The following is a 13,751-nucleotide window of genomic DNA, read 5'->3' as shown; positions in this document are numbered from 1 at the left end:
TTTAAAAATCGTCCAAAAAATTAGAAATACAGTTGGTGCGAGGAGGGGGACTCGAACCCCCACACCATTGCTGGCGTCAGGACCTAAACCTGGTGCGTCTACCAATTTCGCCATCCTCGCGGCATGTTTGCACAAAAGCAAAGGGCGACCCGTAAGTGAAAACGGCCGCCCCTTCCCGCCATAGGCGAGAGCTTTCAACTTCAACGCGGTATTTTAACGGTTTTTTCAAGCAGATGTGATGATTTTTAACCTATCACCAACATTCTGCTCTTCTTTGCCTAACTTCTTCGAAAAACCGCCCTTCCCCCCTGTCAGACCAGGGGCGAAAAAGCCGCGCTCAGCGCCCGCGGAAGCCGTCCGGCGCCCAGTCCGGCTCGAAGCGGCCCTGGCTTTGCGGCTTTTGGCTTGTCGCCGCCTGTACCACGGCCAGCAGGGCCTGGTACAACTCGTCGAACTCGGCGTTGTGGTCGTGCTGCCAGCGGCTGACGTCGACGCTGCGGCCCGAGGCCAGGCGCACGGCGATGCGCGGCTTGGCCGCGTCCGGCAGGCCGGGCTGCGCGCTGGAGGGGATGGGCGCCGCCGCGTGGGCGGCGCCCAGGCGCAGCAGGCGGGCCAACGCCTCGGCCGGCACGGCCAGCCGGTAGCGCCTTTCGGCCAGCGCCGTCGCGCCGGACGGGCGCGACACCAGCTGGCAATAGCCCGTGCCGTCGGCGGCCAGGTAAACCACCTGGCCGCCGTGCAGCGGGTGCACGTCCCGCATGACAATCGCCACCACCTGTTCCACCTTGGCCCGCCCTTCTTCCTCTGCGTTGGCGGGCCGCGACGCGGCGACCCGCTCGGGCGCCGCGCAAGCGGCGACCAACAAGGTCAGCAAAATGACCGCCCTAGCCTTGACGTCTGCGCCCATACATCCCCATCAACACGAACAAGCCGGCACACAGCAGCGCCACCTCGGACGGCTCCGGCACGGCGGTCAGGATGAACGGCGTGTTCGGATTGAGCTGCTTCATGTAATCGTAATACTGTTGATAATAGCGCGGATACATGACCGGGTTGGCATTCAATGCGCCCAGCCCCATCAGACCGTCGTTCGACAGCGTCGGATTCGGGTACTGGTCCACCGCGCCGCCGATGTACTCGTCGTACAAGCCCATCATGTGGCCGACCTCGTGGGCGTTGACGCTGGCACTGTCGCCGGTGTACCAGTTCAACATGTCCGAGCGGCCGGGGCCGGCGTGCACCTGGACCTTCTGGTTGAACGGTCCGTCGGTCGTCACCGCGACGAAAATCGGAATGACCTGGCCGGTGCTGGTGTCCTTGACGGCGTACTTGTTGTCCCACACCGAGGAAACGCTGGCCTTCACGGCGTTGGCATAGGCGGTTTTCTGGGCTTCGGTATAGTTGAGTCCGGCGTCGAAGGAGAAGTCGATCTGGATGTCCTTTTCCAGCTTATTGCCGTCGAAGCTGCGCGTGTAGCTGTAGTCCCAGCCGTAGGGGCCGAAGGGGCCGGGGTTGCCGGCGTTGTCCTTCAGGTCGGCGTCGCCGTAGGCCGGCGTGGTACGCGTGCCGCTGACGTTTTGACTGCCGGTGGTGAGCGCGGCCAGCGCCGAGGTGGAAAGCGTGGCGAATGCCAGCGCGATGATAAGTGCGGATCCCTTGATTTTGTTTTTCATTTTTATTCTCGAATAATAGTTGTTAGCAATACCGGATGGCACACCCCCACTGATTACCCACACCGAACAAAAAAGCATGCCCCAAGCCGGCAGACCGTCGCGACAGCCAGCATCCAACTTGCGTGGAAGAAAAACTAAATGAGCAAATTAAACAATGGCTAGACCAACTTAGGATATGAAACCCACTGTGTCAAGGATGACTCCGCCAGGCCCCCGCCGGGTCTCCGCCGGCGCGCCTCAACTGTTTGATTTAAAAAGAAAAACGGCGGATTCCACGGTGGGAATCCGCCGTTGCGTTCCGTCCTTGACTAGGCGGCGGAACGGGTTTGTGGTTTTTTAACCCGGAACCAGGCGGCGTACAAGGCCGGCAGGAACAACAGCGTCAGCGCGGTCGCCAGGATCAGGCCGCCCATGATGGCCACCGCCATCGGCCCCCAGAACACCGAGCGCGACAGGGGGATCATGGCCAGCGCGGCGGCCGCCGCCGTCAGGATGATCGGCCGGCAGCGGCGCACCGCCGCCTCGACGATGGCGTCCCACGGCTCGGCGCCGGCGGCGATGTCCTGCTCGATCTGGTCGACCAGGATCACCGAGTTGCGGATGATCATACCGAACAGCGCGATCACGCCCAGGTTGGCGACAAAGCCGAGCGGACGGTGCAGCAACAGCAGGGCCATCGCCGCGCCGGCCACGCCCAGCGGGCCGGTCAGGAACACCAGCAGCGAGCGCGAGAAGCTGTGCAGCTGCAACATCAACAGGGTGAAGATCAGGAAGATCGCCAGCGGCAGGTTGGCCGCGATCGAGGCCTCGGCGGCGCCGCTGTCGGCCGCCGCGCCCTTGACCTGGATGCGGTAGCCGGCCGGCAGCTTGGCGCGCAGCTCGTCGAGCTTGGGGTTGACCTGGCCCGACACGGTCGGCCCCTGGATGCCGTCGACCACGTCGGACTGCACGGTGATCGCCCATTCGCGCCCCTCGCGCCAGACCACGCCCGGCTCCCACACGAAGTGGGCGCGGGCCAGCTGGCTGATGGTGACCGATTTGCCGTTCTGCGTGGGAATATTCGTATCGTTCAGGATGGAAATAGTCCGTCGCTCCTCGATCGGTTGGCGGATCTGGATGTCGATCAGCTTGTTATCCTCGCGGAACTTGCCGATCGGCGTGCCGGACAGGATCGTGTTGGCCGCGCGCATCACCGTTTGCGAGGTCACGCCCAGCGCGCGCATCTTGTCCTGGTCCAGGTCCAGCCGCAGCACCTTGATCGACTCGTTCCAGTTGTCGTTCACGCCCAGGGTGTTGGGGTTGGCGCGCATGATGTCCTTGACCTGGTCGGCGATGGCGCGCACCTTGTCCACCTCGGTGCCGGTGACGCGGAACTGCACCGGATACGGCACCGGCGGCCCGTTCGGCAGCAGCTTGACGCGGCCGCGCACCTCGGGGAAGTCCTCCTTGAAGATGGCGACGATCTTGTCGCGCAGAATGCCGCGGGTGGCCAGGTCCTTCGGCAGCACGACAATCTGCGACACGTTCGACTGCGGGAAGATCTGGTCCAGCGGCAAATAGAAGCGCGGGCTGCCGGTGCCGACGTAGCTGGTGGTGCTGAGCACGCCGTCCTGCTTGGCGATGAAGGCCTCGAACTTCTTCACCTGCGCCTCGTTGGCGGCGAAGGTGGTACCCTCGGGCGTCCACAATTCCACCATCAGCTCGGGCCGGCTCGAATCGGGGAAGAACTGCTTCTCGATGAACTTGAAGCCGTAGACGCCCAACGCGAACACCAGCAGGGTGGCGGCGATGGTGGTCTTGCGGTAGTCGACGCACCAGGTGACGACGGCGCGGAACTTGCGGAAGCCCGGCGTGTCGAACAAGTCGTGCTCGTGACTCGAGTGCGGCTTGACCTTCAGCAGCACGTAGCCGATGTAGGGCGTGAACACCACCGCCACCACCCAGGAGATGCACAGCGCCAGCGCGTTGACCGAAAACAGCGAGAAGGTGTACTCGCCGGCGGCCGATTTGGCCAGGCCGATCGGCAGGAAGCCGGCCACGGTGATCAAGGTGCCGGTCAGCATCGGCATGGCCGTCGAGGTGTAGGCGAAGGTGGCGGCGTCGAAGCGCGACATGCCCTCCTCCATCTTGCGCACCATCATTTCGACGGCGATGATAGCGTCGTCGACCAGCAGGCCGAGGGCGATGATCAGCGCGCCCAGCGAAATCTTGTGCAGGTCGATGTCGAGGATGCGCATGCACAGGAAGGTCACCGACAGCACCAGCGGAATGGTCAGCGCCACCACCAAGCCGGGCCGCACGTCCAGGCGGAAGGGCTTGGTATGCAGGCCGAGCGCCAGGAAGCTGACGGCCAGCACGATCAGCACGGCCTCGATCAGGGTGTGGACGAACTCGCTCACCGAGGCGGTGACCGCCTCCGGCTGGTTGGACACGCGTTTCAGCTCGATGCCCACGGGCAGCTTGGCGCGCAGCTCGTCGACGGTCTTCTGCATGGCCTTGCCCATGACGATGATGTTGCCGCCCTTCTCCATCGAGACGCCCAGGCCGATCACTTCCTTGCCGTTGAAGCGCATTTTTTCACGCGGCGGGTCCTGGTATTCGCGCTTGATGGTGGCGAAGTCGCCCAGGCGGAAGGTGGTGCCGTTGGCACGCAGCTCGAACTCCTCGAGGTCCTTGACGGTCTTCAGGGCGCCGGTAACGCGCACCTGCAGGTTGTCGGTCGGCGTGACCAGCACGCCGGTCGACTCGACCGTGTTCTGGCTGGCGATCTGGTTGACGATGGCCTCGAAGGAGATGCCCAGCTGGGCGAACTTCTTGTGCGAGAACTCGATGTTGATCTTCTCGTCCTGCACGCCGAACAGCTCGACCTTGGACACCAGCGGCACGCCCAGCAATTGCTGGCGCACGAAGTCGGCGTAGTCCTTCATCTCGGCGTAGTTAAAGCCGTTGCCCTCCAGCGCGAAGATGGAGCCGTAGGTGTCGCCAAACTCGTCGTTGAAGTACGGTCCCTGCACGCCGGACGGCAAGGTGGCGGCGATGTCGCCGATCTTCTTGCGCACCTGGTACCAGGCGGCAGCGGTGTCCTTGGGCGGCGCCGATTCGCGCAGCTTGAGGATGATCAGCGTCTCGCCCGGCTTGGAGTAGGAGCTGATCTCGTCGATGTAGGGGGTTTCCTGAAGCTTCTTCTCCAGCTTGTCGGTGACCTGGTCGGCCATCTGCAAGGCGGTGGCGCCCGGCCAGTTGGCGCGGATCACCATGGCGCGGAAGGTGAACGGCGGGTCCTCGTCCTGGCCCAGGCTGGCGTAGCTGAGCATGCCGCCGATCAACAGCACGGCGATCAGGTAGCGCGTCAGCGGAATGTGTTCCAGCGCCCAACGGGAAAGATTGAAGCCGCCCTTCATTTGGACGCCTCGGCGGCGGACGCCGACATGGCGGCGGAGGCGGCGGCCGGCGCGGCCGCCGGCTTGGCGGCCGGCTTGGCGGCCAGGTCGTCGCCAAGGATCTTGACCTTCTGGCCCGGCTTGAGCAGGTTGACGCCGGCGGTGACCACCGTCTGGCCGTCCTTGACGCCGCTGCTGAGCACCAGGTCGTTGCCGGCGGCGGCGCCGATGGTGACCGGCACCAGCTTGACGGCGCCGTTCTCGACCACCCAGACCGAGCTGGCCGATTTTTCATAGAACAAGGCCGTCAGCGGCACCTTGAGCTGCGGCGTCGCCGTCTTCGAGGCGAACTGCACCACGGCGGTCATGCCCAGCTTGGCGTCGGCCAGGCTGTCCGGAATCGACACCTTGACCGTGTAGGTGCGGGTCGACGGGTCGGCCACCGGCGAGATCTCGCGGATCGTGCCGGCCACCGACTGCTGCGGACTGGCCCACAGGCGCACGCGCACGTCGGGGATGCGGCGCAGCACGTCGACCTTGTCCTCCGGCAGGCCGATGACGATCTCCTTCTCGCCCGTCTTGGCCACGCGCACCACCGGCGTGCCGGCGGCGACCACCTGGCCGACCTCGGCGTCGACCGAGGTGACCACGCCGTCGATGTCGGCCAGCAGGGTGGCGTAGCCGGCTTGGTTGGCTTGGCCGCGATAGGCCGCCATGGCCGAGTCGACGCTGGCCTGGGCCGATTTGAAGGCCGAGTCCTTGGTGTCGAGCACGGTTTGGCTGACGAAATTCTTCTCACGCAATTCCTGATAGCGCTTCAATTCGGCGCGCGCCAGGTCGCGGTTGGTTTCGGCGGCGCGCAGCGCGGCCATGCCCTGGGCCTGCGACAGTTGCAAGTCCTGCGGGTCGAGCTGCATCAACACCTGGCCCTTCTTGACCAAGGTGCCGACGTCGACCTTGCGGGCGACGATCTTGCCGCCGACGCGGAAGCCCAAACGCGACTCGATGCGCGCCCTCACCTCGCCGGAGAACTCGGCGTTCACATCGACGTCGCTGCCATGCAGCACCATCACGCGCACCGGACGGATGTCGACGGTGGCTTCGGGCGGTTTGCCGCAGCCGGCCAGCAACAGCGCGGCGGCGCCGGCCGTGGCCAGCATGGCCAAACGGGGAGTATGCCTAGATGGAAGGCGGAGGTGGGGCAGGGTTTTCGGGGCGGGCACGGAATTTTCCTTTACTATGCGGGCAATGAGAGTCCAAAGGCTTGCTGCTATTTCAAGATGGCACTACTATGACAGGCCGGAAAGTAAATGACTTTCCGTTAAGTAATTATAATCAGGTCAAATCCGTTTGCAAATGACTTTCGCGTCATTAATCTACATTATTCGCTTTTATGCCTGTCGACCACTACGAAAATTTCCCTGTTGCATCTATTCTGTTGCCACGCCGTCTACGTCCGGCCGTCGAAGCGATCTACGCCTTCGCCCGCAGCGCCGACGATCTGGCCGACGAGGGCGACGCCACGCCGGAACAACGGCTGGCCGCGCTGGCCGCCTACGAGGCCGCGCTGGACCGCATCGAACGGGGCGAGCCCGGCCACGATGCGCTGTTCGAGCGGCTGGCCGGCGTGGTGGCGCAGTACCAACTGCCGCTGCAACCGATGCGCGACCTGCTGTCCGCCTTCAAGCAGGACGTCGTGGTCAGCCGCTACGCCAGCTACGACGCCCTGCTCGACTACTGCGCGCGCTCGGCCAACCCGGTCGGCTTGCTGATGTTGACCTTGTACCAACAGGCGGATGATGAGAATGTACGCGATTCCGACGCCATCTGCACGGCCTTGCAACTCATTAATTTCCTGCAGGACGTGGCGATCGACCTGCACAAGGAGCGCATCTACCTGCCGCTGGAGGACCTGAACCGCTACGCCATCTCGCCGGCCGCGCTGGGCCACGTCGACGCGCGGCCGCGCTGGCGCTCGATGATGAAGTTCGAGGTCGAGCGCACCCGCGCCCTGATGCTGAGCGGCGCGCCGCTGGCGCTGCGCCTGCGCGGCCGCATCGGCTTCGAGCTGCGCTTGGTGGTGCAAGGCGGCCTGGCCATCCTCGACGCCATCGAGGCGGTCGAATACGATGTGTTCCGCCGCCGGCCGCAGCTGGTCCGGCGCGACTGGCTGCGCATCTTCTGGCGCGCGCTGCGCATGAAAAGCCAGTTGAAGGCGCGCGCCAAGGCCGTCCAGGGCCGCGTGCGGATCAGCCAGGAAACACAATAGACCCGCCGCGATAGACGGCTGATCGGCGCACAATCGGCGAACAATCCGCACAAGAGCGAGACAATCGGCGTCAAATAAACGGCTTGGCGGCGCAAAAGCCCCCTCGCCGGCCGCGCCGCCCTATAGAATAGCGGCTTCGATTGCCCTCCCTTGCATTTTTGACCATGTCTCCCGACGAATACTGCCAGCAAAAAACCGCCCAGAGCGGCTCCAGCTTCTACTACAGCTTCCTGTTCCTGACGCCGGAGCGGCGCCGCGCCATCACCGCGCTGTACGCCTTCTGCCGCGAGGTGGACGACACCGTCGACGAATGCACCGATGAATCGATCGCCCGCGTCAAGCTGGCCTGGTGGCGCAACGAGATCGCCGGCATGTACCAGGGCAAGCAAAGCCATCCGGTGACCCAGGCGCTGCAGCCCCATCTGCTCACCTACAATCTGCAGCAACAGCACTTGCAGGCCATCATCGACGGCATGGAAATGGATCTGAACCAGACCCGCTACCTCGACTATCCGGCGCTGCAACGCTATTGCTGGCACGTGGCCAGCGTGGTCGGCATCCTGTCGGCCAGCATCTTCGGCGCGACCAAGCCGGAAACCCTGGTCTACGCCGAGAAGCTGGGCCACGCCTTCCAGCTGACCAACATCATCCGCGACGTCGGCGAGGACGCCCGCAAGGGCCGCATCTATCTGCCGATCAACGAATTGCAGCAGTTCAACGTGACGGCGGCCGACCTGCTCAACGCCCGCCACAGCGAGAACTTCGAGAACCTGATGAAGTTCCAGGTGGCCCGCGCCCAGCTGGCCTACGACGAGGCCTTCGCCCTGCTGCCCAAGGAAGACCGGCGCGCCCAGCGTCCCGGCCTGATCATGGCGGCCATCTACCGTACCCTGTTGACCGAGGTCGAGGCCGACGGCTACCACGTACTCAAGCAGCGCATCTCGCTGACGCCGATCCGCAAACTGTGGCTGGCCTGGAAGACCTACGTTCGTGGCTAAGCAGTTCGCCGGCAAGAGCGTCGCCGTCATCGGCGCCGGCTGGGCCGGCTGCGCGGCGGCGGTGGAGCTGGCCCGCGCCGGCCACCAGGTCACCCTGTTCGAGGCCGCCCGCACGCTGGGCGGCCGGGCTAGGCGCGTCGCCACCGACCGTCGCCAGCTCGACAACGGCCAGCACATCCTGCTCGGCGCTTACCGCGAAACCCTGCGCCTGATGGCCCTGGTCGGCGTCGACCGCGAGGCCGCGCTGCTCAATCTGCCGTTGCAGATGCGCTATCCGCCGCACGGCGGCGGCATGGACTTCGTCGCGCCGCGCCTGCCGGCGCCGCTGCACCTGCTGGCCGCCCTGCTGCGCGCCAAGGGCTTGGCGCGCGCCGACAAGATGTCGCTGGCGCGCTTTTCCAGCACGGCGCGCTGGATGGGCTGGCAGTTGCACAACGATTGCAGCGTCAGCGAACTGCTGCAACGCTTCGACCAGACCGACCGGCTGATCCAGCTGATGTGGCGTCCGCTCTGCCTGGCGGCGCTCAACACGCCGCCCGAGCGCGCCTCGGCCCAGGTCTTCCTCAACGTGCTGCGCGACAGCCTGGGCGCCAAGCGCGCCGCCTCCGACATGCTGCTACCGCGCGCCGACCTGAGCAAGCTGTTCCCCGACGCCGCCGCCGCCTACCTGGCCAAGCACGGCGGCACCGTGCGCAGCGGCGCCAAGGTGCGCCGCCTGCAACGCGAGAGCGACGACGCCGGCCAGGCCGCCGGCGCCTGGCGCCTGGAGGTCAGCGGCGAGGCCGTCGGCGGCACCTGGGGCGCCAGCTTCGACGGCGTGGTGCTGGCCTGCGCGCCGCCCCAGGCCGCCGTGCTGCTGCACGACATCGCCGCCAGCGAGGCCGCCATCGCCACCCTGTGCGCCGGCCTGACCGCCTTCGAGGCGGAGACCATCACCACCTGCTACCTGCAGTACGAGCCGGCGCTGCGCCTGGCGCTGCCGATGTACGCGCTGCTCGACGCGCCCGAGCGCTACCACTGGGGCCAGTTCGTCTTCGACCGCGGCCAGCTCGACGCCGCCCAGGCCGGCCTGCTGGCGGTGGTGGTCAGCGCCTCGGCCGAGGCCGCCGCCATGGCCCAGCCGCTGCTGGCCGAGGCCATCGCCGTGCAGCTGGCCACCGTGTTCGAGCGGCCCGAGCTGGGCACGCCGCAGTGGTTCAAGGTGATCACCGAGAAACGCGCCACCTTCGCCTGCACGCCGGGCCTGCAACGCCCGGCCAACGCCACCGGCCTGGCCGGCCTGGCCATCGCCGGCGACTACACCGCCAGCGACTACCCGGCCACCCTGGAGTCGGCCGTGCGCAGCGGCGTGGCCGCCGCCGCCGGCCTGTGGGACGCGCCGCCCCGCCCCGGCTGATCCGCGCTGCATGTCGTCTGCCCCGTCAAATATGCATCCTGTCGCATACCGGTGTCCGCCCGCTGTGCGTTTCCGTACAGTGGCAGCATCGACACACGCAACACGACTGGACCGCATCATGAACCTCCGCCTCAGCCTCAAGACCATCGCCGTACTCGCCTTTGTGGCGGCCAGCACCGTGGCCATCGTACTCGCCGAAGCGGGCGCGCCGGAGGCCGGCACCGGCCACCCATCACACATGCACGCGGGCAACATGCCGGCGTTGCAATACTAGGCTAGGCGCACACCATGGGTAAGCTGGAATACCTCGACGCGCTCAAACGGGCCATGGCGGGATTGCCGCCGGACACCGTGGCCAAGACCCTGGCCTACTACGAGCAGCGTTTCATCGACGGCCTGGCCGCCGGCCTGAGCGAGGCGGAGATCCACGCCCAGCTCGACGAGCCACGCAAGATCGCCATGACGCTGCGCGCCAACCGCCACCTCAACAGCTTCACGCAGAGCAAGAATCCGGTCAACCTGGCGCGCATGCTGGTGTCCTTCGTCGGCCTGGCCATCTTCAACCTGTTCATGCTGATCCCGGCGATGGTCTACGGCTGCCTGCTGCTGGCGGTCTACCTGTCGGCGCTGACCTTCTACGTCAGCGGCATCGCCGTCAGCGCCAGCGCGCTGTCCGGCCAGAACGAGCTGGTGCTGGAGGGCCCGCTGCGCCACCTGATCATCGACAACGACGGCGACGACGAGGACCTGGCCCAGGCCAAGCTGGCCATCAACGAGATGGGCATCCAGTTCCACCGCGATCCCAAGGCGGCCTCGGCGCGGCCGGACGACGGCAGCAAACCCAAGCTGTTGGAACGGGCCGAGGCGGTGGCCGGCGGCGGCCTGCACATCACCACCGAGCTCGACAGCGGCTCACGCAACACCCAGGCCTTCGTCGGCCTCGGCCTGGTGCTGGCCGGCATCGGCCTGACCCTGGTCAGCGTGGTGGTGACGCGCTACACGGTGCTCGGCGCCAAACGCTACGCGGCGATGAACTTCTCGCTGCTGAGGGGCCGCTGATGCGCCACCCCGCCACCAAACCGGAGGGCCGTCCATGCGCTCGCTAATCAAACTCGGCATCGGCATGCTGCTGCTCGCCTTCGTGCTGATCGGCGTCTCCTACAGCATGCTGCGCGCCTACGGCAGCGCCAACCCGTCCAGCGCGGCCGGTCGCGCCCCCGGCAGCGAAGTGCGCAACGCCGGCCGCAACGTCACCATCGTCGAGCTGAACGGCCCGATCGACCTGACCCTGCGCCAGGGCAGCACGCCCTTCCTCAAGGTGCGCGGCGAGCAGCGCCTGCTGGGCAACATCGAAACGGTGCAGGAGGGCGGCACCCTGCACATCGGCACCAAGGGCATGCTGCTGCACCACCGCCGGCCCCTGCAGGTCGAGCTGGTGCTGCCGGCGCTCGAACAGCTCGACGTGCGCGGCAACGGCGACAGCACCGTCAACGGCTTCAGCGGCGCCAGCATCTCGCTGCAGCTCTACGGCAGCGGCAACGTCAACTTCAACGGCCGCTACAAGCAGGTGGCGGCCGGCGTGCACGGCAGCGGCGACATCAACATGAACACCGGCAACAGCGACGCCGTCGATCTGGAGATGGTCGGCTCGGGCCGGCTGGTGTCGGCCGGCGCCTGCAAGGAGCTGAGCGCCGAGCTGACCGGCTCGGGCGACCTGGACGCCCGCCACCTGGCCTCGGACAAGGTGCGCGTACACCTCAAGGGCTCCGGCACCACCCAGGTGTTCGCCCGCCGCGAGGCCGACCTGGAGCTGCGCGGTAGCGGCGACATCCGCGTCTACGGCAACCCCGACCAGCGCAACGTCAACCGCACCGGCTCGGGCGAGGTCAGCTGGAACCACTAGGCAAGTTGGCCGGCACGGCAGGCATTGAACGGTTCCGGCCAGCCATTTAGTTTCGATTCGCGCAGCCACATGGTTCAGCTAGCGCGACAGTTATATCGAAGGTACTACGCTCCCTTACTGACGCGCCATCGCCAGAGCGTACGCTTCCAAATCAGGAATAAGTCGCTCGAGCATCAGGTGCGCAAGCTTCTCCCTTGCTTCGGCACCATTGGTATTCAACTTTTCCCAAAGTGAATCCTTTTCCGTGGAAGTAATGTGATACTGTTTCTGGAACGAACTGCTTCCTCCATTGAGGATCATCGTGATATCGACCTTGTATTCCTGATAGTCGCCGTTCAAATGCACACGATCGATGTTGATCGTGGCGGCCATATCAGCCGTCGCATTCTCGTCGACAGTTGTTGATTTAACCACCCCAAGCCGCACGAGCTCCTTGCGCAGCGATTGAGAAAATTCTTGCTGATCCTTGGCGCCGAAAGGCTCCTTTCCCTTCACGTCCATTGCAATATAGGTGCCGGCCACCGGCATCAAATATGTGCTGCGGCTACTACCTGCGCCATTGGATGTCACGACAATGCGGGCGGTTTTGTCGGTTTTGACGGTGGACACGCCCTTGTAGCTCAGGTTATCGATCGGGATGGGCGTGGCGCATGCCGAAAGCAAAGCCAGTAGCGCACAGATGCTGATTAACCTAGTTTTCCCCATATAATTACCCTTTCAACAAGTCATTACAAGTAAGTAACATAGATGCAGCCTCGCGCGAGTGACGCGGCTGTATTTTCTGAATGCACTTGATAATATGTAATTATAGGAAATTTGGCAATATTTCGATTGCATTCAGCCGCTTGCGCGGGAATGCCAGCGTGCGGCTAAGCGCCCTGCGATTCGCCCCCGCGCCCCAACCAGCGCAACACATCCTGGCCGGCGGCCAGGCCGCCGGCCAGGCAAGCGGTCAGCAGGTAGCCGCCGGTCGGCGCCTCCCAGTCGACCATCTCGCCGGCGACGAACACGCCCGGCGCCGCCTTCAGCATCGCCCCCTCCAGCGCGGCGAAGCGCACCCCGCCGGCGCTGCTGATGGCTTCGTCGATGGGACGCGGCCGCAGCAGGCGCACCGGCAGCGCCTTGATGGCCCGCGCCAACCGCTCCGGATCGGCGAACTCCTCGGCGCCTATGCACTCGCGCAGCAGGCCGGACTTGACGCCCTTGATGCCGAGGCGGCTCTGCAAATGACTGGACATCGAACGGGCGCCGCGCGGTCGCGCCACCTCGTCGGCGACCCGCTCGGCCGACCAGTCGGGCAGCAGGTCGAGGTGGATCGTGGCGCTGCCGTCGGCGGCGATCTGCTCGCGCAGCGCGGCCGACAGCGCGTAGATCAAACTGCCCTCGACACCGCCGCCGGTGACGACGAACTGGCCCTGCTTGCGCACTTGGCGGCCGTGGGCGTCGGTCGAGACGATGGCCACCGTGGTCAGCGGCTCGCCGGCGTGGCGGCTGGCGAAGTGCGCGCTCCAATCCACGTCGAAGCCGCAGTTGGCCGGCACCAGCGGCGCCAGCTCGACGCCGCGCGGCGCCAGCAGCGCCTGCCAGGCGCCGTCCGAACCGAGCCGCGCCCAGCTGGCGCCGCCCAGCGCCAGCACGGTGGCGTCGGCGCGGACGGTGTGCCCGCCGTCCGGCGTGGCGAACAGCAGCGCGTCGTCGCGCCAACCCTGCCAGCGGTGGCGCATGTGGAACTGCACGCCGCTCTCGCGCAGGCGGTGCAGCCAGGCGCGCAGCAACGGCGCCGCCTTCATATCGGTCGGGAAGACGCGGCCGGAGGTGCCGACGAAGGTGTCCACGCCCAGGCCGTGCACCCAGTCGCGCACCTGCTGCGGGCCGAAGGCCTGCAACTGCGGCAGCAGCGCCGCGCCGGCCGCGCCGTAGCGGGTAACGAAATCGTCGAAGGGCTCGGCGTGGGTGATGTTCATGCCGCCCCGGCCGGCCAGCAGGAACTTGCGGCCGACCGAGGGCATGGCGTCGTACAGGTCGACGCGCGCGCCGCCCTCGGCCAGCGTTTGCGCGGCCATCAGGCCGGCCGGTCCGCCGCCGATGACGGCGACGCGGGGTGTTTGAGAGTGAGACTGCATGGGATCGAT

At 65.9% G+C, this 13,751-nt stretch carries 12 protein-coding genes and 1 tRNA gene; 6 read left to right on the top strand and 7 right to left on the bottom strand.

The features are described 5' to 3' along the window. Positions 1-33: 33 nt before the first annotated feature. The 5 genes from BM252_RS24560 to BM252_RS24540 form a co-directional block, all read right to left on the bottom strand. Positions 34-120: transfer RNA gene (locus BM252_RS24560), tRNA-Leu, on the bottom strand. 217 nt (positions 121-337) lie between these two features. Beyond that, a complete protein-coding gene (locus tag BM252_RS24555; protein ID WP_093390309.1) occupies positions 338-874 on the bottom strand; it encodes a hypothetical protein in 537 nt (178 codons plus the stop codon). Between the two features lie 10 nt (positions 875-884). Beyond that, complete coding sequence (locus BM252_RS24550; protein ID WP_174900669.1) at positions 885-1,673, bottom strand: PEP-CTERM sorting domain-containing protein; 789 nt, start codon at positions 1,671-1,673, stop codon at positions 885-887. A 308-nt stretch (positions 1,674-1,981) separates the two neighbouring features. Continuing rightward, on the bottom strand, positions 1,982-5,074 hold the full coding sequence (locus tag BM252_RS24545; RefSeq protein ID WP_093390307.1) for an efflux RND transporter permease subunit: 3,093 nt from the start codon (positions 5,072-5,074) through the stop codon (positions 1,982-1,984). Continuing rightward, positions 5,071-6,258 (bottom strand): efflux RND transporter periplasmic adaptor subunit, encoded by a 1,188-nt coding sequence (locus BM252_RS24540; RefSeq protein ID WP_425442371.1) that lies wholly within the window; start codon positions 6,256-6,258, stop codon positions 5,071-5,073. Before BM252_RS24540 ends, BM252_RS24545 begins: the two co-directional genes overlap by 4 nt. Before the next feature lie 188 nt (positions 6,259-6,446). On the opposite strand from BM252_RS24540, the gene hpnC reads away from it, so the two are divergent. The 6 genes from hpnC to BM252_RS24515 all read left to right on the top strand — a co-directional run bounded on the left by hpnC (position 6,447) and on the right by BM252_RS24515 (position 11,619). Beyond that, positions 6,447-7,322, top strand: a complete 876-nt coding sequence (hpnC, locus tag BM252_RS24535) for a squalene synthase HpnC (RefSeq protein ID WP_093390306.1) — start codon at positions 6,447-6,449, stop codon at positions 7,320-7,322. A gap of 164 nt (positions 7,323-7,486) precedes the next feature. After that, entirely contained in the window at positions 7,487-8,320 is an 834-nt protein-coding gene (hpnD, locus tag BM252_RS24530) for a presqualene diphosphate synthase HpnD (RefSeq protein WP_093390350.1), read from the top strand. Next, the gene (gene hpnE, locus BM252_RS24525; RefSeq protein ID WP_093390305.1) at positions 8,313-9,716 is read left to right on the top strand and encodes a hydroxysqualene dehydroxylase HpnE; all 1,404 of its coding nucleotides are present in this window, start codon (positions 8,313-8,315) and stop codon (positions 9,714-9,716) included. The genes hpnD and hpnE overlap by 8 nt, the downstream gene beginning before the upstream one ends. Positions 9,717-9,834: 118 nt before the next feature. Continuing rightward, positions 9,835-9,990 carry a hypothetical protein gene (locus tag BM252_RS31220; RefSeq protein ID WP_174900668.1) on the top strand — a complete coding sequence of 52 codons (156 nt, stop codon included), beginning with the start codon at positions 9,835-9,837 and terminating at the stop codon, positions 9,988-9,990. A 14-nt stretch (positions 9,991-10,004) separates the two neighbouring features. Further along, on the top strand, positions 10,005-10,775 hold the full coding sequence (locus tag BM252_RS24520; protein WP_093390304.1) for a DUF1700 domain-containing protein: 771 nt from the start codon (positions 10,005-10,007) through the stop codon (positions 10,773-10,775). A 34-nt stretch (positions 10,776-10,809) separates the two neighbouring features. Beyond that, positions 10,810-11,619: a head GIN domain-containing protein gene (locus tag BM252_RS24515; protein ID WP_093390303.1), complete on the top strand. Its 810-nt coding sequence runs from the start codon at positions 10,810-10,812 to the stop codon at positions 11,617-11,619. 114 nt (positions 11,620-11,733) lie between these two features. Here BM252_RS24515 and BM252_RS24510 read toward each other — a convergent pair whose 3' ends face one another. Together BM252_RS24510 and BM252_RS24505 are read right to left on the bottom strand one after the other, a co-directional pair. Beyond that, positions 11,734-12,228 carry a hypothetical protein gene (locus BM252_RS24510; protein WP_139236738.1) on the bottom strand — a complete coding sequence of 165 codons (495 nt, stop codon included), beginning with the start codon at positions 12,226-12,228 and terminating at the stop codon, positions 11,734-11,736. A gap of 260 nt (positions 12,229-12,488) precedes the next feature. Continuing rightward, positions 12,489-13,742, bottom strand: a complete 1,254-nt coding sequence (locus BM252_RS24505; protein ID WP_093390301.1) for a TIGR03862 family flavoprotein — start codon at positions 13,740-13,742, stop codon at positions 12,489-12,491. Positions 13,743-13,751: the final 9 nt, after the last annotated feature.

It is taken from the genome of Rugamonas rubra, assembly GCF_900114705.1.
In the GTDB taxonomy this organism is placed as follows: domain Bacteria; phylum Pseudomonadota; class Gammaproteobacteria; order Burkholderiales; family Burkholderiaceae_D; genus Rugamonas; species Rugamonas rubra.
This window is presented reverse-complemented; position numbering and strand designations above follow the sequence as displayed.

What these genes read in the sequence shown, in the direction of transcription:
- hpnC (WP_093390306.1), top strand. Translation starts at nt 6,447, where the DNA reads ATGCCTGTCGACCACTACGAAAATTTCCCTGTTGCATCTATTCTGTTG.
- BM252_RS31220 (WP_174900668.1), top strand. Translation starts at nt 9,835, where the DNA reads ATGAACCTCCGCCTCAGCCTCAAGACCATCGCCGTACTCGCCTTTGTG.
- hpnD (WP_093390350.1), top strand. Translation starts at nt 7,487, where the DNA reads ATGTCTCCCGACGAATACTGCCAGCAAAAAACCGCCCAGAGCGGCTCC.
- BM252_RS24545 (WP_093390307.1), bottom strand. Translation starts at nt 5,074, where the DNA reads ATGAAGGGCGGCTTCAATCTTTCCCGTTGGGCGCTGGAACACATTCCG.
- BM252_RS24515 (WP_093390303.1), top strand. Translation starts at nt 10,810, where the DNA reads ATGCGCTCGCTAATCAAACTCGGCATCGGCATGCTGCTGCTCGCCTTC.
- BM252_RS24550 (WP_174900669.1), bottom strand. Translation starts at nt 1,673, where the DNA reads ATGAAAAACAAAATCAAGGGATCCGCACTTATCATCGCGCTGGCATTC.
- BM252_RS24505 (WP_093390301.1), bottom strand. Translation starts at nt 13,742, where the DNA reads ATGCAGTCTCACTCTCAAACACCCCGCGTCGCCGTCATCGGCGGCGGA.
- BM252_RS24520 (WP_093390304.1), top strand. Translation starts at nt 10,005, where the DNA reads ATGGGTAAGCTGGAATACCTCGACGCGCTCAAACGGGCCATGGCGGGA.